The following is a 20,737-nucleotide window of genomic DNA, read 5'->3' on the forward strand; positions in this document are numbered from 1 at the left end:
GGTATCTCGCGGTACTAATGCCCGGCGCCGGTGCTGACCGGGACGCGGGCGGGCGAGGCGAAGCGCGCGATCATCGCCATCGCGATCAGCACCGTGGCGCCGACGGCGGTCGCGATATGCATTCCGGAGACGAAGGATTCGCGGGCGGACTCGATCAGCGCGGGGTTGTCGCCGGCCTTCTGGATGGTCTCACCCAGCGTCGCGGCGTAGTCGCCGCCGGACCGGAAGATCAATGCGGCAAGCGATCCAAGCAGGGCGAGGCCCAGCGCGTTGCCGAGCTCGAAGCTGGTCTCCGAGATGCCGACGGCCGAGCCCGCGCGTTCCGGGGGTACCGAGGACACCGAGACGTCCGACACCAGCGTGAAGGCGAGGCCGTAACCGATGCCGGCGATGGTGGAGCCGACCAGGTACCACCAGAGCCCACCGTGCACGCCGACGCCGAGCAGCATGAGATTGCCCGCCGCCGAGGCGGTCAGCGCGAACACGAAGGTGTTGCGCGTGCCGAACCGGCGACCGAACCTGGCACCACTCATCGAGCAGACGAACACGGCGACCGCCATCGGAATACCGAACAAGGCCGCGGCGAGCGGATCGCGGCCGGTGACCGACTGCAGGTAGATGCTGGTGAGGTAGCTCATCGCCGCCAGGGACATCATGCCGACGAGGCTCGATCCGATGGCCACCGAGAATCCGGCCCGGGAGAACAGCCGCAGGTCGAGCAGCGGTTCGTCCAGGTGGCGTTGCCTGCGCACGAAGACGGTCAGGATCACCACGCCGAGCAGCGAGATGATGATCGCCTGGGCGTCGACCCCGTCGGCCGCGGCGTGCTTGATGCCGTACACGAGTGGCAGGATGCCGCCGATGGACAGCGCGACGCTCGGCAGGTCCAGCGGTCCGCGCACGCCCGCGCGGTGTTCGGGCAGCACGAACGGCCCGAAGGCGAGCAGGATCAGCAGCACCGGGATGTTGATGAGAAAGACCGAGCCCCACCAGAATTGGTGCAGCAGCATGCCGCCGATGATCGGGCCGACGGCCGAGCCGCCCGCGAAGAACGCGGTCCACACGCCGATGGCGGCGGCCCGTTCGCGCGCGTCGGGGAACAGGGTGGAGATCAGGGCGAGGCTGGACGGCAGCAGGGTCGCGCCGCCGACACCCATCAGCGCCCGCGCGATGATGAGCACCGCGGCGCTCGGCGCGAAGGCGGCCAGGATCGAGGCGATGCCGAAGATGGTGGCCCCGACGAGCAGGATATTGCGCCGCCCGATCCGGTCGCCGAGGTTGCCCATAGTGATCAGCAGGCCCGCGATCAGGAAGCCGTAGATGTCGAGGATCCACAGCTGCTGGGCGGCCGACGGGTCGAGGTCGACGGTGAGGGTCGGCATCGCCAGGAACAGCACCGAGATGTCCATCGACACCAGCAGCACCGGAAGCAGCAATACCGCAAGGCCGAGCCAGGCACGGCGCGAGCCGGCAGCGGGCGCCGACTCAGCGGGCCGCACTGTGCTCACCCTCCCCGCCGGCTCCGCCGGCTGCCGCCCCCCGGCCTCAACGTCTGTCATCCTGAGTTTTCCTCTCCATCTCGCGTACGGCGTACGCACGAGTTGGAGTACAGTGTACGCAACCTCCCCCGGAAGTGAAAGTGAGTCATGGGATGTCTGAGCTCAAGCTCAACCGAGCCGCCATCATCGACACCGCGATAACGCTTGCCGACGAAGAGGGCCTCGACGCACTGTCCATGCGGCGGATCGCCGACAAGATGGGCGTCGGCGCCATGTCGCTGTATCGGCACGTCGCGAACAAGGACGAACTCCTCGCGGAGATGACCGACGAGGTGGCGCGGCGCAATCCCTACCCGTCGGCCGAGGGACAGCAGTGGACCTGGCGCGATCGGGTCCGTATCGCCGCCGAGATCGATTGGGCGCTCTACCAGCAACATCCGTGGGTCCTGCTCACCTTCGCCACGCCGCGTTACAGCTTCGGGCCGATGAGCCTGGCCTGCCTGGCGTGGATGGTCGAGGGGTTCGCCGAGCTCAATGTCTCCACCCGCGAGGCGACCACCATGGCGTTCACCGTGTGGAACCACATCTCCGGCGCGACCCTGCCGCACATCAGCGCCTCGCTCATGGCACGCAAGGGGATGAACCCCGAGGGCGACAACGGCCTGCGCACCATGCTGAAAGGAAGATCACAATTTCCGGTGCCCGCCGCACTCGCCGACCTGGAGGGCAGCGGGATCAATGACCTATCCCAGGAGGATCTGCTGTACGCCGGGCTTTCCGCGCTCTGCGACGGCTTCGAGGCCAAGGCGCGGCAGCGGGCCGACTTGACCTGAACCTAGCTTGATGTTGCACGGTGATGGCGACCATCACGAACAGGAGCCACCGTGCACGCGATTCGCCTTCATGCCTTCGGCCCGGCCGACAATCTGCGCTACGAGACCCTTCCCGATCCGACGCCGGGGGCGGGCCAGGTGCGAATCACCGTGGCGGCGGCCGGTGTTCATCTCATCGACACGGCGTTGCGCAAGGGATTGCCCGGACCGTATCCGGTTCCCGAACTGCCGACGGTGCCCGGTCGCGAGGTCGCCGGAACAATCGATGCGGTCGGCGCCGAGGTCGACCCGGCGTGGGTCGGCAAGCGAGTGGTCGCACATCTGGGCATGGTGCCCGGCGGTTATGCCGAGCTCGCCGTGACCGAAGTCGCTCGGCTGCACGAGATTCCGGCGAACCTCGAACCGGCCGAAGCGGTGGCCATGATCGGCACCGGACGCACGACCATGGGCATTCTGCAGTTCACCGAGCTCGGCCCCGGCAGTGTCGCGATCGTGACGGCCGCGGCGGGCGGAATCGGCACGCTGCTGGTGCAATACGCGAAGAACGCCGGAGCGACCGTGCTCGGGCTTGCCGGTGGGCCCGCGAAAGTCGAACTGGTGCAGCGCAATGGCGCCGATCTCGCCGTCGACTACCTACTCCCCGACTGGCCAGCACAGGTCGGCGATTTCCTCGCGGATCGGCGCGCGACCGTCCTCTTCGACTCGGTCGGCGGCGAGACCGCTCGCGCCGCCGTCGATCTGCTCGGCAAGGGTGGGCAGCACCTGGTGTTCGGTGCGTCCGGGCAAAACCCGAAAGACGCTGCCGCCCCGACGCTCTCGGCTGAAGAGTTGGCCGCGCGCGGCATCACCTCCGAATTCGTTCTCGGCCCGCCGATGCTCCAGCGCGCCGGTGGCGACGTTCGCGTCCTCGAAGATCGCGCCCTGGCCGAGGCGGCCGCCGGTCGGTTGCGCCCTGCGGTACAGAGGTTTTCACTCGCCGAAGCCGCCGCCGCGCAGCACGCCCTGGAGACTCGGGCGACCACCGGCAAGGTCGTGCTGATTCCCTAGCGCCCGGACCGCCGGCCACTTGGTAAGACGCCGCTGAGCCACGGCCCGGCGGCGTCTTACCATGCACAGATGAGCTCGCAAGCGCGCCAACGCCCGGGTCGGCCCCGCGACGCCGACAAGGACCTCGCCGTACTGGTCGCCGCGCGCCGACTGCTCGCCGAGGTGGGCTACCAGCAGACCACCGTCGTGGCCATCGCACGTCGGGCCGGGGTGAACGCGCCGGCCATCTACCGGCGATGGCCGAGCCGGGAGGCGTTGCTGGAGGAGGCGGTGCACGGTCCCGGCGCGCACCAACTGCCCGAACCGACCGGCGATCTGAGGGCGGACCTGCGCACCTGGGTACGGATCTTCCTGGCCCGCGCGGCCAGCCCGGCGGCCCGCTCCGGAGTGCCGGGCCTGCTGGCCGATTCGCAGACCGAGGAGGCGCGCAGGCGACTGCTCGCGATCGGGGCGCCGGTCCGCCAGGCGTTCGCCGACATGCTCGCCCGCGCGGTCGATTCCGGGCCGGGCCCACTCGCCGATCCCGAGGTGCTGTTCGAAATCCTCTCCGGCACAACCACTTTTCATGCCCTGGTGCGCGGCGGGGACGATCACGACGGCTTCGCCGACACGCTCGCGGACGCGCTGTATGTGATGGCCATGCACGGCCGACGCTGAACCCGCCTAGCGCGGCAGGCCGAGCACCCGCTGCGCGATCACATTCAGCTGGATCTCGATCGTGCCACCGCCGATCAACACCGCGGGGACGCCGAGATAGTCCTCGGCATAAGGCATCTCGGCGCCGCCGAGACTACCGAGCGGGCCGAGCAGACCGAGCATGTCCCGTGCCCCGTCGCGCTGAGCGATGGCATGAAACACCTTTCGCACACTGGCGATCGCCGCGGCATCGCCACCGCTGATGCGGCCCAGCGCGTCTCGGAGGTTGAGCGCGGCCACCGCGCATTCCCGCGCGGTGTTTCTGCCCAATGTCCGCACCGCGGCGTCGCGGGTGCAGGCATGGTCACCGCGCTCGATCAACCCGCGCACCAGCGCCGCCGAGCCGTGCCCGAAATCCGCGTTGCCCATGGCGGATCGCTCGTGCGACAGCGTGCCGACCGCCAACCGCCAACCGTCGCCTGGCTCGGCGACGACACAGTCGTCCGGCACGAACGCCTGGTCCAGGAAGACCTCGTGGAACTCCCAGACCCCGGTGGCCTGACGCACCCGGCGCACCTCGACACCGGGTGCGCGCATGGGCAGCAGAAAGTAGGTCAGCCCAGCATGTTTGGGCGCATCCGGAGCGGTGCGGGCAAGACAGACACCCCAGTCGGCCGCAGCCGCCTGGGTGTTCCAGACCTTCTGTCCAGTAAGCCGCCATCCGCCGTCGACCCGGACGGCACGAGTGGTGAGTCCGGCGAGGTCCGAGCCCGCGGCCGGTTCGGAGAACAGCTGGCACCAGACGATGCGGCCGCGCAATGTGGGGATGACGAATCGATCGTGTTGCGCCGCGGTGCCGTGCGCGAGCAGCGTGGGCAGCACCCATTCGCCGATGCCCATTCTGGGTGGGGTGAGTCCGCGGCAACGGAACTCGGCGTCGACGACGGCCTGTTCGGTGGGTCCGGCGTCGAGTCCGAACGGCGCGGGATAGTGCGGCGCCACCAGGCCCGCGTCGGCCAGTCGCGCGCGGCGCGCGCCGCCGCGGGCCGGTGCCCAGCCCGAGGAAGGTTGCTCGTCGTCCGGAATGCGAAGTACGTCGTCGAGCACGGCGCCGACGCGCGCGCGTAGCTCCGGCAGCGTGTCGGCATCGATGAAGGAGAAGTCCCGCTCGGTCAGTAGGGCGATCTGGCCCAGTCGAGCCGTCCAGGTGTCCTCCGCCCCGGCGAGCGCGGCGAGGCTGATCGCACGTCGCCAGTAAAGATGGGCGTCGTGTTCCCAGCTGAAGCCGATCGCGCCGAGCAGGCCGACGCACTCCAGCGCCTGATCCACCACCGCGGGGAGCGCGGTCACGGCGGCGTGCGCCGTGGCCAGCTGACGTTGCCGCACCGACTGTCCCGCGGCGCGGGCGACATCCCAGGCGGCGGCCTTGATCACCTCCGCGCGGACCAGCATCAGCGCGGCACGGTGTTGCACAGCCTGGAATGCGCCGATGGCCCGGCCGAATTGGGTGCGGGTGCGAATGTAGTCGACCGCCGTGTCGAGGCACCAGGCCGCGATGCCGCTGGCTTCGGCGGCTAGCAGGCTGATGCCGATCAGGTCGGCGACGGCCGGGGTGATGCCGGTCAGGACGGAGTTCGCGGCGATCGGGTGCTGGGTGAGCCGCAGTCGGCCCACCGGCCTGGTCAGATCGACCGCGTCCGCCGCGATGACGCCCCCGGTCGGGCCGTCGAGGCTCGCGGCGTCGAGCCAGAACCAGAGCGGCTCGGCCCGGCCCGGCCGTTGGGCCGCCACAACAATCATCGCCGCACCGGGTAGGCCCACCGCCGGGTCCGAGAGCCCGGTCACCACCCACCCGTCGGGACGCTGGTGCGCGGTCAGCGTGCCACCGGCACCGAGCGCGCCGGTCGCGCCCGCGGCGAACGCCGCAAGCAGCTCGTCGCCCGCATCGGCGGCCGCTGCCACCGATCCGGCCAGCACGGTCGGCAGATAGGGACCGGGGACCAGTGCCTTGCCGAATTGCTCGACCACCACGGCCAGCATCGCCAGGCCGCACGCGTCGCCGCCGAATCGCTCGGGCAGATGCATGACATGCAGGCCCGCTGCCACCATCCGTTGCCACAACCGTTCGTGCGCGCCTTCCTCGTCGAGCTGGGCTCGGGTCGCCGAGAGCGGAGCGTGCCGCTGCGCGAAGGCCGCCACGGACGCGGCGAGCGCGTGCTGGTCGGCGTCGAGGGCCAGAGACATCGGTCGATCTCCTCGCTGGTATCGATGACCGCGCGCACGATACGAAGCGGTCGAAAAGACCCGGCGCGCCGCTGGCCGGCCGCCGAATCGAGACGAAATAGCTTGGCTGACAGGCAGTTACGTCGAGCCGGCGCTTGGGCCCACCCGCCAGCCGTCACGTCATGGAAGTCGGGAACTCCTCAGATACCCGCGCCGACCACCGCGGTTCGCGGCGCGCGAGGTAAGCACGGACCCCCTCGGCGGCATCGGGTGTACCCATCACCCGGTGGTGCAGCTCGGTCTCGAGCGCGGCCACCCGGGCCGGACCATAACCGTGACGCGCGGTGTCCCACAGCAGCTTTTTGGACAATGCCGCCGACATCGGCGCGACGTGGGTGGCGATCTCCCGCGCCATCGCCAGCGCGGCGGGCAGGACGCCCGCGGCAGGCAGGCATCGACTCGCCAGTCCGAGCCGGACCACCTCGGCACCGTCCAGCCTGCGGCCGGTCAGCAGGATGTCGGCTGCGGCGGCGGTTCCGGCCAAGTGCTGAATTGTCCAGTGCGCCATGGCATCCGGTATCATTCCGAACCGCACCTGCGGGACAGCGTAGGCCGCGTCGTCGGCGACCAACCGGATGTCGGCTTGCAGGGCGAGGGTGAATCCGATGCCGATCGCATGCCCGTTCATCGCCGCGATGACGGGCTTGCGCAGGTCGAACGCGGGCGGCGATACCGGGGACGCGCTGAAACCCGGGTCGCCGGGCGCCGCGAAGGTGTCCGCACCGCCGCCGAGGTCCGCGCCCGCGCAGAACGCCGGCGGTGTGCCCGTCAGCACCACAACGCGCACCGCGTCGTCGGCATCGAAGGCACGGTAGTACTCCCCCAGTGCCGTGCCCATTTCCTTGGTGAATGCGTTGCGGCGCTCGGGACGATGCAGGGTCAGCACGGCGATGCCGTCCTCGACCCTGGCGCGGACCGCACTCACGCGGCACCGGCCTGCAGCGCTCGAATCAGTTCTGCTACATGACTGTTCGACACCGGATAGCCGGGGAAGTAACAGCACACCCGGTCGGCGTGACCGCCGAATCGAGCCAGGATCGCCGCCGCGCACTGCTCAGGGGTGCCGTGCACCGCGAGCCTGGCGAGCATGGTGTCATCGATCAAGCGGGTCATGGCGGCGTGGTCGCCCGTCTTGCTCAGCACGTTCAACTCCGGCTGCAACTCGGACCAGCCCTCGACCTCGAGCACCGGCCGGTAGGCGGGCGTCGAACCGTAGAACGCCAGCAGCGCGCGCACACCCGTTGCGGCGGCAGCCAATTCGGCGGTCGTACGGCCGACACCGACGATGATCTGCGGGTAGATCCGCAAGTCGGCCGGTGCGCGCCCGGCCGCCGTCAGCCCGGCCGCCACCGCGGGCATGGTGCGTTCGCGAAAATGCTTGGCGCTGTTGAACGGCATCACCAGCAGTCCGTCGGCGACCTCGGCCGCGGCGCGCGTCATGCGCGGACCGAGTGCCCCGAGGCACACCTCCGGCGGGCCATAGGGATTGGGCCCTGGATTGAAGACCGGCGGCATCAGGGTGTGCGTGGTGAACCGTCCCTCGAACCGCAGTGGCGCCCGGCCCTCCCACGCCGCGAATATCGCCTTGATCGCGAGCACCATCTCGCGCATCCGCGCCACCGGCGCCGACCACTGTGCGCCATAACGCTTTTCGATATGCGGGCGAATCTGGGAACCGAGACCGAGCCGGAATCGTCCGTGGCTCAATGTTTGCAGGTCGTAGGCAACGTGCGCCAGATGCAACGGACTGCGCGGCAGGGCAATGGCGACATTGGACATCAGATCGGCCCGCACCGCGGCGGCGGCCAGCGTCAGCGGCACGAAGACGTCGTTGGCGCCTTCGAAGGTGAACAACCCATCGGCGCCGAGTGCGACCAGTTCCGCCGCCCTGGCCGCCGTGTCCGCGAGGCTTCCATCCAGGCGCAGATCCACTTTCATCGCTGCCCCGCCCGACCGGCACTTACCCGGTAGTCGACCGGGCACTTCTTGATGCCGTTGAGCCAGCCCGACCGCAACCGCTCCGGCGCGCCCACCACGGTCAGGTCGGGGAGGTGGTCGGCGATGGCGTTGAAGATCAGTTCGATTTCCAGCCGGGCCAGATTGGCGCCGACGCAGTAGTGCGCGCCAGTCCCGCCGAAAGACAGGTGCGGGTTGGGATCACGCGAAATATCGAAGCGAGAAGGGTTTTCGAACGCCTCTTCGTCGAAGTTGGCCGATCGATAGGACATGACCACCCGCTGACCCCGAGCGATCCGCACGCCACCGACCGTCACGTCGGCCAGCGCCGTGCGCTGGAAGGCGGAGACCGGGGTAGCCCAGCGGATGATCTCGTCGACGGCGGTTTTCGGGCGCGTGGACTTGAACAGCGCCCATTGGTCCGGGTTTTCGAGAAAACCGAGCATGCCGTGCGTAATCGCGTTGCGGGTCGTCTCGTTGCCCGCGACCGCGAGCAGGATCACCAGGAAACCGAACTCCTCCGATGTCAGTGACTCGCCCGCGGCGTCGGCGCGCACCAGCTCGGTCACGATATCGCTTGCGGGACAAGTCTTTCGCGCCTCGGCCAATTGCCACGCGTAGCCGAGGATCTCGGTCGCCGCGACCACCGGGTCGGCGTCGTTGTCCGGATCGTCGTAGGCGGTCATCTGATTCGACCAGCGGAACACCCGCATCCGGTCGTCCTGCGGTATCCCGAGCAACTCGGCGATGGCTTGCAGCGGCAGTTCACACGCCACCTGGGTAACGAAGTCGCCCGCCCCGGCGGCCGCGGCCGCGAGCACGATCGACTCGGCGCGCGCCGCGAGCTCGGCCCGCAGACTATTGACCGCCCGTGGCGTAAAACCTTTGGCGATCAGCTTGCGCAGCCTGGTGTGTTCCGGAGCGTCCTGGTTGACCATCGAGAAACGCTGCAGCTCGAGTTGCTCGCGAGTGAAGCCGTCGCTGAAACGCGGGATCGCGGTGTTCTCGAAGCTGGAGAACACGTCGTTGCGCCGCGACACCGCCATGACGTCGGCGTGCCTGGTGATCAACCAGAAGCCCTCGTCCGGGAAACCGCCGACGCCCGGCGGCTGCGGGGTCCACCATATCGGCGCGGTACGGCGCAGCTCGGTCAACTCCCGATCCGGGATCCCGGCACCCCAGAGCACCGGGTCCGTCGCATCGAAACCCGCAGGCAGCACCGGACATTCGACCCGACGGTTCCCCACGAGTTGCTCCTCACCGTCGTGCGGCCCCTTCGCGAAGCAGCGCCGACAATTACGTTACGACCTGTTACGTAAGTGTGCAACAGCCGACGAAATCCGCAATGCGGCAATGCCACTCAGCGGGACGCTGCCGCCAGCCAGACCGGGTCGATCACTCAGCGCTAAAAGCAATTGAGCGCGATGTACCGGTCACTTAGTCTCGACGACATGGGAGGGAATACCGAGCTGCTCAATGTGATCGACGTCGAGGCGACCTGCTGGGACGGTGCGACGCCGCCCGGCGCGGTCAGCGAGATCATCGAAATCGGTTTGACCGTAGTGGATTTGACCTCAGGTGAACGCCGCGATAAGCATCGGATTCTGGTGCGGCCTGCTCGTTCCACGGTAAGTGAATTCTGCACAGAACTGACCGGGCTAACTCAGGATGAGGTCGACACGGGGGTGTCGTTTGCCGATGCCTGCCGATTGTTGGCCACCGAGCACCAGGCCGGTATTCGGCCGTGGGCCAGCTGGGGTGACTACGACCGCAAGCAGTTCCTGAGCCAGTGCGATGTCACCGCCACCGAGTATCCGTTCGGGCATCGGCACACCAATGCCAAGCTGGTGTTCAGCGAGGCCTACGGGCTCAAACGGCGGCAAGGGATGGCAGGCGCGCTGCATATCGCCGGGCTGCCGCTCGAAGGACGGCATCACCGCGGCGAGGACGATGCGTGGAACATCGCGGCGCTGGTACTCGATATCGCGGGGCGAGGCGCCTGGCGGGTGACGAATACGGACTGAGCTGTCCGCCCCTGCGGCATCGCCGACCCTGTCTCCACTTCGCTGGCGCTGCGCGAAACCGCTGTGCGCGCACTTCGCTTGCGCTGCGCGAAAACCGCTCGAGCTGCACGAACGCCGCTGGCGCGCTGGACAGTTGATCGCGGACGACATGGCGAGGCGTGTCGTCCGCGATCTCGCGCCTCAGTCCGTATCGTCCTTGACTATCGCGTAGGCGAAGCCGTCCCAGCCCTTGCTGCCGACGGTCTGCACGACAGTCGCGTCCAATGTCGGCTCGGCGGCGAACAATTCGACGACGGCGCGGCTGGCGCGGATCGCCTCGTCCTCGGAGGTCGCGTCGGCGAGGCCGCCCCTGCGGACGACGTTGTCGACGATGATCACCGAACCCGGGCGGGTCAGCTTCAGCGCCCACTGGACGTAGTTGGAGTTGTTGACCTTGTCGGCGTCGATGAACACCAGGTCGAACGGTTCGGGCTGCTCGTCGGCCAGCACCGGCAGGCTGTCCAGGGCCGCGCCGACCCGAATGTCGACCCGGTCGCCCACGCCCGCGTTGTCCAGGTTCTTGCGCGCGACCTCGGCGTGCTCCGACTGGAATTCGAGCGTCACCACCTGCCCCTTCGCGCCGACCGCGCGGGCGAGCCAGATGGTGCTGTACCCGCCGAGGGTGCCGATCTCGAGCACCCGTCGCGCCCGCGCCGTCCGCGCCAGCAGATACAAGAACTTCCCCTGCGGCGGCGACACATCGATCGCGGGCAGCCGCGCGGCGGCATTAGCCGTCAACGCCGCCGCCGTCTCCCCGTCTCGCACCAGAGTGTCGACAATGTAGCTATCCACATCGGACCATTCGCTCGTCGTCATACCCCGCAGTCTGCCACCGCAGCCCCCGTGCGCACGGACACCGCTGCGTCAAGTCCGCACGCTGTCTCGGGATACGCACTGAGATCGGGGCCCTAAAGACGGTGCGGGTCCGGAGAGTCAGTGCGGATTCGGCTGGTCAGGTGGAGTGCGGGTCGGTGATGGGGAGGGGCCAGCGGTCTATGTGATGGAGGAGGGGGGTGCGGTGTGGGAGGACGCGGCGGATGCCGTGGCGGCGGAGGGATGAACGGGCTTGGGCGCGATAGTGTTCGACGTACCGGGCGGCGGGGTGCAGGCGGCGGGCTTCGGCGAGCCAGCCGGTGGCTTGGCGTTGGACTTCGGCGCGGGCAAGCGGTGGGTCGGCGCCCAGGAGGGTGCCGCCGTGTTCGGGGGCGACGGTCATGGCGGAGCCGAGGTGTTGCAGGCAGCGGGCGGTGCCGTGGTCGTCGGCGAGGGTGCGGTACGCGGTCAGCGATTGTTGCCAGCAGCGCAGGGCGCGGCGTGGCTCGCCGCGGGCCCACCAGACGATCCCCATGGTTTCGTGGATGTGGGCGCGGCCGTCGGGGTCGCGGCCGGTGCGGGTGCGGGATTCGGCCAGTTCCAGGCGGTCTTGGGCGGCGTCGAGCCTGCCCTGCCCAATGTGCACGACGGCCAGGTTGATCAGCGCGCATACCTCGCCAGCGACGTCTTCCCTGGGCAGTAGCCACCAGGACGCTTCCAAGCGATCCGTCACCGCGGCGAGATCGGTGGGTGATTCGGCGAGCAGGCGCAGCGCAGCACGGTGTTCCCAGCGGGCGGCGAGGCTGGTGGACAGGTTGCGCGGCCGGTAACGCTGGGGACGCTCGCGCAGTCGGCCAGCCCGCAACCACGCCAGATCATGGTGCAGCACAAAGGCTTTCAGCCCGTGCACGGCGCACAGCTCGGTGGCGAGCCCGGAGTCGTCCTCCCCCATACCGATTCGGGCGTACCACCCGTCCAGCGCGTCACCGATGCGCACCAGCTCCGGCACCAGGGTGCCGGGCACAGCCGCATCGAGTGCCACGCAGGCGGTGACGAGCTTGCGCAGGTACGGCTCCTCGGACTCGAACCAGCGGCGCGCGCCCGCGGCGAAGCGCACCGACTCCAAGGCGATCGCCCAGCGGGTGGCGCGATCGGCGTAGTAGTGCACGAGGGCGGTCAACGCCGCCCGCCACTCCGGTTCCGCGCGGACCGCCGTCGGATCCGGTTGCAGAGGCGCCTGACGGAGGCAATAACGTTGCGCGCCAGCAGGCGTCACGATGCCGCGCCGCTGCAGGTCGCCGAGTAGTGCCGCCGCCGTAGGGTGTGGCGCAACCCGTTCCAGCGGCAACCGATCCGAAGCGTCGAGGGCGGCCGTCAGCACGGCGAGCAGTGCGGCCGTTTCGAATACGCCAACGGGCAGGTCCCGGAGTACCGCACAGATTATGTCACCGTCCAACGCCTCCACGCTGCGCGGCGACGCAGGGCACGACTCCTCCTCGACATCGTCCACCCGGGGCCCCGGCTCGACCAGATCCGCGATCAGCTCGAGTTCCCTTGCGGTCCGGACCCTTTCGCGATACCGCAGCACGAATCGATAGCCCACATAGACCGCCGCGGCCGCGATGACCAGCACCGAAAGCCACCGCAGCGTCCCAGCCAGCACCGTCATCGCGGTGCTCTCGCCGAACGAGTTCACCACCAGATTCCGCGCCAACTCGAACAGCAGCGCATAGGCCACCACCGAAGCCGTACCCAGAAATCCTTGCCAGATAGACGATCTCGGCGTGCTCGGCTCGACCGACGACGCGTCCTCTCGCCGCTCCTGCTCCCCGGGATGGCTCATCGCAAGCCCCCACCCGTCCGCACGGGCAAATCCACCAGTACCGCAGCGTCACCCGACCACGCAGCCACACGGCGCATTACCGACGAGTCACGTTGCCGCACTGCACTTTCCGCGCGACTCATCGCAGTGCCCCGCCGGTGAGGCCGGGCACCAGCCAGCGCCGCCAGGTGGCGAGCAGTAGGGCTACCGGCAGGATCGCCGAGATCAGCGCGCCCGCGGCCAATTGGGCCGAGTTCTCGGTGAATTGGCGGGCCTCACCCCAGAGCAGGAGCGACCAGGGGGTCGCGCCCGCGCCGCTGATCAGCAGGCCGATGACGAAATCGTTCCAGACCTGGATGAATTCGAGGACCGCTACCGCGCCGAGGGCGGGGCCCGCGGAGGTCAGTACGCGGCGGGCGATGGTGCCGGGGCCCGCGAGTCCGTGCAGGGCGTCGGCGGCGGGGCTGCCGGGGGCGGCCAGCAGGGCGCCGCGTAGGACGAGGATCGCGATCGGTAGTCCGGCGGCCGCATGCAGCAGGATCAACGGGATTCGGGTGCCGGAGAGCCCGTAGGTGTCGATGAAGGTGTTCAACGGCCCGAGGTAGCTCTGCACCGGTAGCACCGAGAGCACGACCAAGAACACCACCGCGATGCCCGCGGCGGGACGGTTCGGTCGCAGAGCGGCAAGCCGATACGCCACCGGCACAGCCGCGGTGACCACGATAGCCGTGGCGAGCGCGGCCACCCACGCGGTGGTCTCCAGCGAGCGCAGCAATGCCGGATCGCGCCACATCCGGGTGATCGCGCCGAAGCCGTAGCCGTCGCGATCGTGCAGGCTGGTCACGATGAGCACGCCGATCGGGATCAGGGCCAGCGCCGCTACCGCCGAAATCCCCAGTGCCCGACCGAGTCCGAGACGTGGCCTGGCCTCCACCCCGGACGGCTCGGCCTGGGCCGACCAGCTGGTGCGGTGTCTGCTCACGTCGGTCTGCAGCAGCCACGCCACGAAACCGACCAACACTGCGAGCGGCAGCCCGTACGCGGCGGCGGCACCCGCGCCGGCATCGGAGTCGACGGCCAATCGCCACCAGTGCACGGTCGCGCTGTCGACCTGGTACTGCATCGAACCTGGCACCCCGATCAACACCACATCGAACACGCGCGCCGCGGCCACGCCGACCGCGAGCCCGACGATCAGCACCACCGGGCGCAGTAATTCGTAGAGCCGCAACGGCAACGGCCCGCCGTCGCCGCTATGCAGGTACCCGTTGCGCACCGGGTCGGTCTCGATGGCGCGGATACCGGCGCGGAACAGCCCGGTGACGAAGCCAAGCCAGGTCCACAGGAACGCCGACCCCAGCATCACCGCGAACCAAAAGCGGTAGACCCCAACACTTTCGATGCCGATCCAATCCCCGAGGTACTGGAAGATCAGCCGAAATGCCACCCCCGACACCAGCACCGAGATCCCGAACGGCACGATCAGCGGCCGCCACAACCACCGCGAATCCCTTCCCCACCAGGCGATCCCCAACGCCAGCGCGAGCAGCACCACGCCGAAAAGCACCCACACCAACGTCCGCAGATACGCCCAGCTACCGTCGCGCCCCAACGCACCGCCGAGCGCCCACAACCCTCCGACGACAACGGCCAGCAGAATCGGCCACGGCACCAGCCGAATCCCCGAAAACCACCGATGCCGAGCAAGCTGCGTCAACCCGACGGCCCCGAACGCCACCAGCAGACACGACACGACCACCACCGGCCGCGCCCGCACCGCGATCACCACCGTCCAGACCACCGGCACGGCAACCAACGACACCGTCAGCACCGTCGCGGGCAACCCAGCCGCCCAACCGAGCCACCGCCGCGGATGACTCCCCGCAACCAATGGCCCACGCATACGACGCGTGGCCAGCTCCAACCGCAACCCGTTGGCCTGGAAGTCAGGCGAACCCGCCATCACCCCACCTCTCCACGGCGCGGAGCGCGACAACAAGTTCGAGCCACGACCCGCTGGACTCTGCCGATCATCGCTGCCCCCGATCCACCGCGTCGAGCGCGGCGATCGCGCGATCGGTCGCGTCGTCGAGCCGTTCGGTCTTTCCGTCGCCGACCGCGATCAGGAAGTCGGTCAGTATGCGCCACAAGCCGTTTCGGCCGCCGACCGCGCCGATCCGGTCGGACAGGTCGAAGGCGCTGCGGGCGCTCAGGGTGCGGGCCGAGGGCTCGAGGAAGGGGGAATATCGGGCGTTCGTCCGGAGGTTCGGGGCGATGAAGCCGCCGTAGTTCTCGATCCAGGGCAGCGGCGCCGCCGGATCGGCAAGGGCACCAACCACTTCCATGGCCCGGTCGGCCGCAGACTCGGTGACCACCATGACGTCGCCGCCGACGATCCGTGGCGGATCCAGATCGGCCGCGACGGCCGGAAAAGCGGCGACGCCCACCACGTCTTCGACGCGCCGCCCCGAACGCTGGACCGCGGCGCGGACGATCGGCTCGGCGAAATCCGACTCGACCACCATGACCGCGCGCCGATGCTCGAATACCTCGCGAACCGCGTCCGGGAATTGGCGGGTCAGTGCGGCGGCGATGCCACCGGGAAACGCATGCCGGTGCCCCCACAGCGACCCGAGATGATTGAACGCGGCCCGCACCGCGGGGCTCTCCCAGGTTCGATCGGTGCGTGCGACGGCCACCTCGTCATAGATGCGGGGCGATTCGGCGAGCAACGCGTTCTCGAAGACATCGGTGAGCACCCACCCGTCCGCGGCGCCAAGGGCGAGCAGCCGGACCGGCGTCTCGGCGAGCACCTCCATGCGGTCCAGCCAGTCCGCGAGGGTCCAGCCGACCGGATCCCCGAGCCCGTACTGATCGACAAGTTGGCGGTCGTACCAGACCATCGACTTATCCGCCGCCTTGAACGGCACCCCGTACGGTTTCCCGTTGTGCTGCAACAACTGCCGCCACACGTCCGGGTAACGCGAGCCGAGCTCGTCGAACCACATCGTGTCGCGGACCGGCCGCAGTTTGTGTTGCTCGGCGAGCGGCCGCACCCGGCCCGCCTGCGGCAGCATCACGATGTCCGGCGCGGACCGCCCGCCCGCCGTGAACGCGGTCTCGATTTCGTCGCCGAGCGGAACGACGTCCACCTGTTGGTCGTAGCCGAGGCGGGCCAGCACCGCGCGGAACGCCGCTAGTTCGGCGCCGCTCCACGACACCCCGATGCGCACCGCACCGGGGTTACCGAGCAGCAGATCGGGCGCACAGGCGGCTGCCAGCGGCGCTATCAGCGCCATCTGCAGTAGTTCCCGCCTGCTTCGCATATCCCCCGGGCCTGGCTACTTCGTGCGACCGCCTACTTCGAGAAGTTCTCCGGCGGCTGCCACGGCCGACCATGCGGGTCGTCGGGGCGATAGGCCGGCGGTTGCTGCTGAGGCTGTTGCTGCGGCGGTTGTTGTTGTGGCAGCTGCTGTTGCGGCGGTGTCTCCTGCTGCGGCGGGTACGCCTCCTCGCGCGGCGGCATCACCGCCTGATGCGGCGACGCCTGATGCGCCGGGGGTGTCGTCGCCGCGGTCATCAATCCGTCCACCGGCTTGCGGGCGGTCTCTTCCGCCGCGCGCACCGCGCGTTCGATGGCGGGGTCGGGCGCGGTGTCGAACCAGTCGGCGACGTCCTCGGAGTCGTCCTCCACCTTGGTCGGTTCGCCGTCGGCGGTGGGCGCCTCGTAGCGGAAGATGCCGTCCTCGCCCTTGCTGCCGAAGCTGGTGGCGAATCCTTCGAGCGCCTTGCCGAAGTCGCTCGGCACCAGCCACACCTTGTTGGCGTCGCCGCGCGCGACCATCGGCAGTGTCTGCATGTATTGGTAGGCAAGCAGTTCCGGCGTCGGCTTGCCGTTCTTGATTGCGGCGAAGACCTTTTCGATGGCCTTGGCCTGGCCCTGTGCCTGCAGGTAGGAGGCGGCCCGCTCACCCTGCGCGCGCAGGATGCGGCTCTGCCGTTCACCTTCGGCCTCCAGGATCGCCGACTGCTTGGCACCCTCGGCGGAGAGCACCTGCGCCTGCTTGGAACCCTCGGCCATCTTGATCTGCGATTCGCGGGTGCCCTCGGCGGTGAGGATCATCGCGCGCTTCTCGCGGTCGGCCTTCATCTGCTTTTCCATCGACTCCTGGATGGAGGCCGGCGGGTCGATGCTCTTCAGCTCGACGCGCGCCACCCGCAGGCCCCAGCGCCCGGTGGCCTCGTCCAGCACGCCGCGCAGCTGGCCGTTGATCTGGTCGCGGGAGGTCAGCGTCTGTTCCAACGTCATGCCGCCGACCACGTTGCGCAGCGTGGTGACGGTGAGCTGCTCGACCGCGGCGATGTAGTTGCTGATCTCGTAGACCGCCGCCTGCGGGCTGGTGACCTGGAAATACACCACGGTGTCGATGTGCAGCGTGAGGTTGTCCTCGGTGATCACCGGCTGCGGCGGGAAGGACACCACCCGCTCGCGCAGGTCCACCTTGGCGCGGATGCGGTCGGCGAACGGGACCAGGAACGTCAGCTGGCCCGACACCGTGCGCGAATACCGGCCGAGCCGCTCGATCACCGCCGCCTCGGCCTGCGGCACCAGCGCGATCGACTTGAACACCACCACCACAACCAAAAGCACGAGTACGGCGGCAACGATCAGTACAGCCATTACGGCCCCTTCCAGACGACGGCGGTCGCGCCTTCGATCCTCATGACATACACCTTCGTACCCGGTTCATAAACCTCGGACTCGTCCATCGGCCGCGCGGACCAGACCTCCCCGCCCAGTTTCACCTGGCCGGAATGAGCGGCGACCTCCTCCAGCACCAGCGCCGACTTACCCTGCAGCGCATCCACGTTCGTCGGGATCGGCGGCGGCGTGCCGAAGCGGCGCAACAGCAGCGGCCGCACACCGACGAACAGCACCAGCGTGAGCACGCCGAAAACGATGGCGTCCACCACCAGCGTGGTATCCGCGACCGCGCTGACGCCCGCGGTGCCGAGCGCGGCGACACCGAGCATGAGCAGCGTCAGATCGCCGGTGAGCATTTCCGCCGCCGCGAGCAAGATGCCCGCGACCAGCCAAACTATTGCGGCCACGAAACCACTCTAGTGTGCGGGTGATGTTCTGGGGCCGCACTGACACGACTACAGATCTCGGGTGAATCACGAATCGCGCGGCCACGCGGGTGGACGCGCTGGCCGGGCCGATGTATCGAAATCGCCAGCGGCGGTGCTAGCTTCAGGCGGGTGAGCGGGCATAACAGCTATGGCGGCGACATCTTCTCCGGACACTCCCGAGCGAAAAAGCGGACGGTACCGCAGATAATCGCGGAGCGCGACCTCGTGGTCGAGGACGCGGCCAGCGGATTCTGCGGCGCCGTGGTGGGTTTCGATCGCAGCTACGACGGCGAGTTCGTGAAACTCGAGGACGCGCGCGGGGCGGTGCGTTTGTTCGCACTGCGCGAGGCCGCGTTCCTGATCGACGGCGAGCCGGTCACGTTGATCCGGCCGACGGCCGCCGCCCCGAAGAAGGAAACGCGCTCGGCCTCCGGTTCGACTCGAGTGGAGGGCCTGCGCGCACGGGTCGCACGGACCAGCCGGATCTGGGTGGAGGGCGTGCACGACGCCGCGCTGGTCGAGCGGGTCTGGGGCCACGACCTGCGGGTCGAAGGCGTGGTCGTCGAGCATCTGGAGGGTTTGGACAACCTGGCCGAGCGGCTCACCGAATTCGCGCCGGGACCGGGCCGCCGGGTCGGGGTGCTGGTCGACCACCTGGTCACCGGATCCAAGGAAACTCAGCTCACCACCGGGCTCGGCGCGAACGTCCTGGTCACCGGTCATCCGTACATCGACGTCTGGCAGGCAGTGCGCCCCGCGACCGTCGGGATCGCCGCATGGCCCGAGGTGCCGCGCGGCGAAGACTGGAAAACCGGCATTTGTGATCGATTGGGCTGGGGCACCCCGCAGGAGGGCTGGCGGCGGGTATACAACGCCGTCGAGTCCTTCCGCGACCTGGAGGCGCCGCTCATCGGGGCCGTGGAACGGCTCATCGACTTCGTCACCGAGCCGGAATAGCAGGTCGCGCGGGTACCCTCGCGCCGCTGCTCAGGAATGCCCTTTCCGGGAATGCCCGCGAATAACCGTCACCCTTTATGCTCGATAATTATGTGCTCTCCTAGTGCCACGCTGACGGTGTGGGCCGGCTCCTGGCTGGCCGGCTGTAGCGCGCCCGACGACGTATTGGAGGCCCTGCACGCGTGGGCGCCCCAGCACACCATCGCCGCAGGCGATCCGGTCACCGGCGGCCGCACCGACCTGCCGTGGTCGTCCAGAGGCAACCTGCCCGGCACCGGAATGATGGCGCTGCTCAAGGTGATTCGCGAGAGCATGGCCCAGCCCGGCGCCCAGCTGCGGCTGGTGCTTCCGGTGCCCGGCGACGTGCGCGGCCTGCCCACCGGCACCGCCTTCGCGGCCGACGCGATCGAGGCGGAAGAGGGACTGCTCATCGGCGTGCCCGGCACCGAAGGCACCGGCCTGATCCCGCAATGGACCGACGAGGACACGCTGCAGTGGGCCGTCTACAGCACCCCGATTCCGCCGGTGCCCGGCCAGGACATGTCGCTCGGCGAGGCCGAATACGCGATGCGCGAAGCGGTCCGCGACGCCGCCGACGCGCTGATGCGGTTGCACACCACCTCGGTCGGCTCGGCCGACTCGGATCCGAGGGAACTCATCGAGGCCGAGCTCGCCGACTACTCCCGGCACGACTACCCGGGTTCGATCCCGTTGCGGGCCAGGAAGATTCTCGACACGGCCGACCATGTCGCGGCGATACTCACTGTGGCGCAACGGGAACCGGCGTCCTCGCCGACCTCGGCCAGCGCGATCGGCGCACAGGAGTCACTGCTACGCCCACTGTGGGATGCTATCCGCGCGGCACGTCTGGTGGCCATTCACGCGGCGGCTCGCAGCACGCCATGAACCAGCCCTCCTCAGCAGGCGGTATGACATGAACTTCCCGCGTCGCGGCGCCGCGACCCTCGTGGCCGCACTGCTCGCCCTCGGCCTGCCCGCCGCGGCGCCCGCGTCGGCGATCGTCGGCGGTGCGGAGACCGAGGCGAGCGCCTACCCGTGGCTCGGAGCGGTCGGCAGCCCGCTGTTCTTCACCAGGCCGTCCGGCCAGTTCTGCGGTGGCGCACTGATCGCCCCCGACCAGGTGCTCACCGCCGCGCACTGCGTATCGCTCGCGCAACTGGTCGCCCAGGCGGTCACGGTCACCTTCGGACGCACCGATCTACGCGACTCCGACGGAGTAAAGGTGCACGTCAAGGACATTCGCATCCACCCCGGCTTCTACGACACCGACTTCGAGGGCGAGACCGTGCATCACAACGATCTGGCCATCCTCACCCTGGACCGCCCGCAGCCCGGTCCGTTCGTGAAAATCGCCGCCGCCCAGGCGAACACCGGCACCATCCTCGGCTGGGGTGCCACCTCTGAGGCCGACGAGTCCAACACCCACCTGCGCACCGCCGCCGTGCCGCTCGTCCCGGATGCCGACTGCGCCGCCGCGTACGGTGCCGCGTTCGATCCGAACGAAATGCTGTGCGCCGGTTCACCCGAGGCCGACACCGCCGAATACGACAGTGGCGGACCACTTCTCGTCGACGGACAGCTGGTCGGCCTCACCTCATGGGGCAAAGGCGCTGCCCGCCCGGGCTTTCCGGGGGTCTACACGAAGCTGTCCGCCGTCAAGTTCTGACCGGCGGA

At 68.9% G+C, this 20,737-nt stretch carries 18 protein-coding genes; 7 read left to right on the forward strand and 11 right to left on the reverse strand.

The window, feature by feature from the left end; translation table 11 throughout:
- Positions 1-14: 14 nt before the first annotated feature.
- Positions 15-1,559 carry an MFS transporter gene (locus ACIBCN_RS08620; protein ID WP_396990866.1) on the reverse strand — a complete coding sequence of 515 codons (1,545 nt, stop codon included), beginning with the start codon at positions 1,557-1,559 and terminating at the stop codon, positions 15-17.
- A gap of 92 nt (positions 1,560-1,651) precedes the next feature.
- Here ACIBCN_RS08620 and ACIBCN_RS08625 point away from each other — a divergent pair, with 92 nt between their 5' ends.
- The 3 genes from ACIBCN_RS08625 to ACIBCN_RS08635 all read left to right on the forward strand — a co-directional run bounded on the left by ACIBCN_RS08625 (position 1,652) and on the right by ACIBCN_RS08635 (position 4,036).
- Positions 1,652-2,332: a TetR/AcrR family transcriptional regulator gene (locus tag ACIBCN_RS08625; protein ID WP_396990867.1), complete on the forward strand. Its 681-nt coding sequence runs from the start codon at positions 1,652-1,654 to the stop codon at positions 2,330-2,332.
- A gap of 51 nt (positions 2,333-2,383) precedes the next feature.
- The gene (locus ACIBCN_RS08630; RefSeq protein WP_396990868.1) at positions 2,384-3,379 is read left to right on the forward strand and encodes a zinc-binding dehydrogenase; all 996 of its coding nucleotides are present in this window, start codon (positions 2,384-2,386) and stop codon (positions 3,377-3,379) included.
- A 69-nt stretch (positions 3,380-3,448) separates the two neighbouring features.
- A complete protein-coding gene (locus tag ACIBCN_RS08635) occupies positions 3,449-4,036 on the forward strand; it encodes a TetR/AcrR family transcriptional regulator (RefSeq protein ID WP_396990869.1) in 588 nt (195 codons plus the stop codon).
- 6 nt (positions 4,037-4,042) lie between these two features.
- Here ACIBCN_RS08635 and ACIBCN_RS08640 read toward each other — a convergent pair whose 3' ends face one another.
- The 4 genes from ACIBCN_RS08640 to ACIBCN_RS08655 form a co-directional block, all read right to left on the reverse strand.
- Complete coding sequence (locus ACIBCN_RS08640) at positions 4,043-6,259, reverse strand: acyl-CoA dehydrogenase family protein (RefSeq protein WP_396990870.1); 2,217 nt, start codon at positions 6,257-6,259, stop codon at positions 4,043-4,045.
- Between the two features lie 154 nt (positions 6,260-6,413).
- Positions 6,414-7,223: an enoyl-CoA hydratase/isomerase family protein gene (locus ACIBCN_RS08645; RefSeq protein WP_396990871.1), complete on the reverse strand. Its 810-nt coding sequence runs from the start codon at positions 7,221-7,223 to the stop codon at positions 6,414-6,416.
- The gene (locus tag ACIBCN_RS08650) at positions 7,220-8,236 is read right to left on the reverse strand and encodes a TIGR03617 family F420-dependent LLM class oxidoreductase (protein WP_396990872.1); all 1,017 of its coding nucleotides are present in this window, start codon (positions 8,234-8,236) and stop codon (positions 7,220-7,222) included. Before ACIBCN_RS08650 ends, ACIBCN_RS08645 begins: the two co-directional genes overlap by 4 nt.
- On the reverse strand, positions 8,233-9,501 hold the full coding sequence (locus tag ACIBCN_RS08655) for a cytochrome P450 (protein ID WP_396990873.1): 1,269 nt from the start codon (positions 9,499-9,501) through the stop codon (positions 8,233-8,235). Before ACIBCN_RS08655 ends, ACIBCN_RS08650 begins: the two co-directional genes overlap by 4 nt.
- Before the next feature lie 177 nt (positions 9,502-9,678).
- Here ACIBCN_RS08655 and ACIBCN_RS08660 point away from each other — a divergent pair, with 177 nt between their 5' ends.
- Positions 9,679-10,278: an exonuclease domain-containing protein gene (locus ACIBCN_RS08660; protein ID WP_396991170.1), complete on the forward strand. Its 600-nt coding sequence runs from the start codon at positions 9,679-9,681 to the stop codon at positions 10,276-10,278.
- Between the two features lie 180 nt (positions 10,279-10,458).
- Here ACIBCN_RS08660 and ACIBCN_RS08665 read toward each other — a convergent pair whose 3' ends face one another.
- From ACIBCN_RS08665 to ACIBCN_RS08690, 6 genes are all read right to left on the reverse strand, one after another.
- Complete coding sequence (locus tag ACIBCN_RS08665; protein WP_396990874.1) at positions 10,459-11,133, reverse strand: O-methyltransferase; 675 nt, start codon at positions 11,131-11,133, stop codon at positions 10,459-10,461.
- 136 nt (positions 11,134-11,269) lie between these two features.
- The gene (locus ACIBCN_RS08670) at positions 11,270-12,973 is read right to left on the reverse strand and encodes a hypothetical protein (protein WP_396990875.1); all 1,704 of its coding nucleotides are present in this window, start codon (positions 12,971-12,973) and stop codon (positions 11,270-11,272) included.
- A gap of 118 nt (positions 12,974-13,091) precedes the next feature.
- Positions 13,092-14,915, reverse strand: coding sequence for a hypothetical protein (locus ACIBCN_RS08675; RefSeq protein WP_396990876.1), 1,824 nt, complete (start codon positions 14,913-14,915; stop codon positions 13,092-13,094).
- 67 nt (positions 14,916-14,982) lie between these two features.
- A complete protein-coding gene (locus ACIBCN_RS08680; protein ID WP_396990877.1) occupies positions 14,983-16,278 on the reverse strand; it encodes an ABC transporter substrate-binding protein in 1,296 nt (431 codons plus the stop codon).
- Between the two features lie 32 nt (positions 16,279-16,310).
- Complete coding sequence (locus ACIBCN_RS08685; RefSeq protein WP_396990878.1) at positions 16,311-17,633, reverse strand: SPFH domain-containing protein; 1,323 nt, start codon at positions 17,631-17,633, stop codon at positions 16,311-16,313.
- The gene (locus ACIBCN_RS08690; RefSeq protein ID WP_396990879.1) at positions 17,633-18,064 is read right to left on the reverse strand and encodes an NfeD family protein; all 432 of its coding nucleotides are present in this window, start codon (positions 18,062-18,064) and stop codon (positions 17,633-17,635) included. The genes ACIBCN_RS08685 and ACIBCN_RS08690 overlap by 1 nt, the downstream gene beginning before the upstream one ends.
- A gap of 150 nt (positions 18,065-18,214) precedes the next feature.
- Between ACIBCN_RS08690 and ACIBCN_RS08695 the strand changes: the two genes are divergently transcribed.
- The 3 genes from ACIBCN_RS08695 (at position 18,215) to ACIBCN_RS08705 (ending at position 20,729) form a co-directional block, all read left to right on the forward strand.
- The gene (locus tag ACIBCN_RS08695) at positions 18,215-19,042 is read left to right on the forward strand and encodes a DUF3097 domain-containing protein (RefSeq protein ID WP_396990880.1); all 828 of its coding nucleotides are present in this window, start codon (positions 18,215-18,217) and stop codon (positions 19,040-19,042) included.
- Positions 19,043-19,132: 90 nt separating this feature from the next.
- On the forward strand, positions 19,133-19,948 hold the full coding sequence (locus ACIBCN_RS08700; RefSeq protein ID WP_396990881.1) for a hypothetical protein: 816 nt from the start codon (positions 19,133-19,135) through the stop codon (positions 19,946-19,948).
- A gap of 28 nt (positions 19,949-19,976) precedes the next feature.
- A complete protein-coding gene (locus ACIBCN_RS08705; RefSeq protein WP_396990882.1) occupies positions 19,977-20,729 on the forward strand; it encodes a S1 family peptidase in 753 nt (250 codons plus the stop codon).
- Positions 20,730-20,737: the final 8 nt, after the last annotated feature.

Origin of the sequence: Nocardia sp. NPDC051052 (assembly GCF_044456045.1) — a bacterium.
Taxonomy (GTDB): domain Bacteria; phylum Actinomycetota; class Actinomycetes; order Mycobacteriales; family Mycobacteriaceae; genus Nocardia.

Coding starts and splice junctions, on each gene's coding strand:
- ACIBCN_RS08620 (WP_396990866.1), bottom strand. CDS start 1,559: ATGACAGACGTTGAGGCCGGGGGGCGGCAGCCGGCGGAGCCGGCGGGG.
- ACIBCN_RS08625 (WP_396990867.1), top strand. CDS start 1,652: ATGTCTGAGCTCAAGCTCAACCGAGCCGCCATCATCGACACCGCGATA.
- ACIBCN_RS08635 (WP_396990869.1), top strand. CDS start 3,449: ATGAGCTCGCAAGCGCGCCAACGCCCGGGTCGGCCCCGCGACGCCGAC.
- ACIBCN_RS08640 (WP_396990870.1), bottom strand. CDS start 6,259: ATGTCTCTGGCCCTCGACGCCGACCAGCACGCGCTCGCCGCGTCCGTG.
- ACIBCN_RS08650 (WP_396990872.1), bottom strand. CDS start 8,236: ATGAAAGTGGATCTGCGCCTGGATGGAAGCCTCGCGGACACGGCGGCC.
- ACIBCN_RS08660 (WP_396991170.1), top strand. CDS start 9,679: ATGTACCGGTCACTTAGTCTCGACGACATGGGAGGGAATACCGAGCTG.
- ACIBCN_RS08665 (WP_396990874.1), bottom strand. CDS start 11,133: ATGACGACGAGCGAATGGTCCGATGTGGATAGCTACATTGTCGACACT.
- ACIBCN_RS08670 (WP_396990875.1), bottom strand. CDS start 12,973: ATGAGCCATCCCGGGGAGCAGGAGCGGCGAGAGGACGCGTCGTCGGTC.
- ACIBCN_RS08675 (WP_396990876.1), bottom strand. CDS start 14,915: ATGGCGGGTTCGCCTGACTTCCAGGCCAACGGGTTGCGGTTGGAGCTG.
- ACIBCN_RS08680 (WP_396990877.1), bottom strand. CDS start 16,278: ATGCGAAGCAGGCGGGAACTACTGCAGATGGCGCTGATAGCGCCGCTG.
- ACIBCN_RS08685 (WP_396990878.1), bottom strand. CDS start 17,633: ATGGCTGTACTGATCGTTGCCGCCGTACTCGTGCTTTTGGTTGTGGTG.
- ACIBCN_RS08700 (WP_396990881.1), top strand. CDS start 19,133: ATGTGCTCTCCTAGTGCCACGCTGACGGTGTGGGCCGGCTCCTGGCTG.
- ACIBCN_RS08705 (WP_396990882.1), top strand. CDS start 19,977: ATGAACTTCCCGCGTCGCGGCGCCGCGACCCTCGTGGCCGCACTGCTC.